2 protein-coding genes are annotated in these 1,043 nt (G+C 60.9%); one reads left to right on the top strand and one right to left on the bottom strand.

What is annotated here, in order from left to right:
* Positions 1 to 224: 224 nt before the first annotated feature.
* Positions 225 to 809, bottom strand: a complete 585-nt coding sequence (locus ABT116_RS50100) for a helix-turn-helix domain-containing protein (protein WP_351648479.1) — start codon at positions 807 to 809, stop codon at positions 225 to 227.
* Between the two features lie 77 nt (positions 810 to 886).
* On the opposite strand from ABT116_RS50100, the gene ABT116_RS50095 reads away from it, so the two are divergent.
* On the top strand, positions 887 to 1,043 hold a 157-nt coding region (locus tag ABT116_RS50095; protein WP_351648482.1), incomplete at its 3' end, for an FAD-dependent oxidoreductase.

Raw genomic sequence — 1,043 nt, 5'->3', positions numbered from 1 at the left:
CCGGTTTTCCGACTTCCAGTGGAGGTAAATCGCCCTGGCGTTGCGTCTAAAGTACGAACTATCTGCCTTTTCTTGACTTTTTCGACAAAGCGGTGCATGTCCGCGAGGTGCTCGGCCAGGAGAGCCCGGACCGCGTCCCGGCTCAGGTCGTCAGTTTCGATTCGCACAGATCCCTCACTGTCCACGTCGCCTCCGGCAGCATCGCATGAAAGTATGACTTTCCGTCACTTCGCCGAAGGCTTGGCCCGAACGTGAATGCGTTCTCCTTGTGGGCCGAACAGACTCAGCACTTCGACCGGGCCTTTGCCGTCACTGCCGAACCAATGCGGATTTCGGGTGTCGAATTCAGCAGCTTCACCCGTTCCCATGATGATGTCGTGATCGGCCAACACCAATCTCAGCTTCCCCGACAACACGTACAGCCATTCATAGCCGTCATGCACCTGCGGATTCGGCTCGGTCTGGTTTGCCGGGATGGTCATCTTGAATGCCTGCAGCCCACCCGGTTGCCGAGTCAGCGGCAAGACCGTTCGCCCACTGACGCTTCGAGGCGCACTCTGGATACGCGGATCGGCGACCTGTGGCGCCGCCACCAACTGGTCCAACGGCACTTGGTGGGCGAGCGCGATCGGGAGCAGCAACTCCAAACTCGGGCGACGCTCCCCCGCTTCGAGCCTCGACAGGGTGCTCTTCGAGATACCGGTCTCGGACAGCGCCGTGAGCGTGACATTGCGCTGTGTACGAATGCGTTTGAGGCGCGCGCCTATCTGCGAGATGGCGGCATCGATGTGCGGGCCGTTGACATTCATGGTCCGAGTCTGACGACGATTCCCAGAAATGGCAACAATAGTTGCTGAGCTGTCTCGTTCGCGGGCAACCTGTGCTCATGCGAACACACACTGAAACACAGGTCCTCGACACCGTGATCATCGGTGGTGGAGCCGCCGGACTCAGCGCAGCCCTGGTGTTGGGGCGCGCTCGGCGCAGCGTCGCCGTCATCGATTCCGGCACTCCCCGCAACGCACCCGCGGCACACATGCACG

Source organism: Streptomyces sp. NPDC002130, assembly GCF_040296465.1.
GTDB lineage: Bacteria > Actinomycetota > Actinomycetes > Streptomycetales > Streptomycetaceae > Streptomyces.
This window is presented reverse-complemented; position numbering and strand designations above follow the sequence as displayed.

What these genes read in the sequence shown, in the direction of transcription:
- ABT116_RS50100 (WP_351648479.1), bottom strand. Translation starts at nt 809, where the DNA reads ATGAATGTCAACGGCCCGCACATCGATGCCGCCATCTCGCAGATAGGC.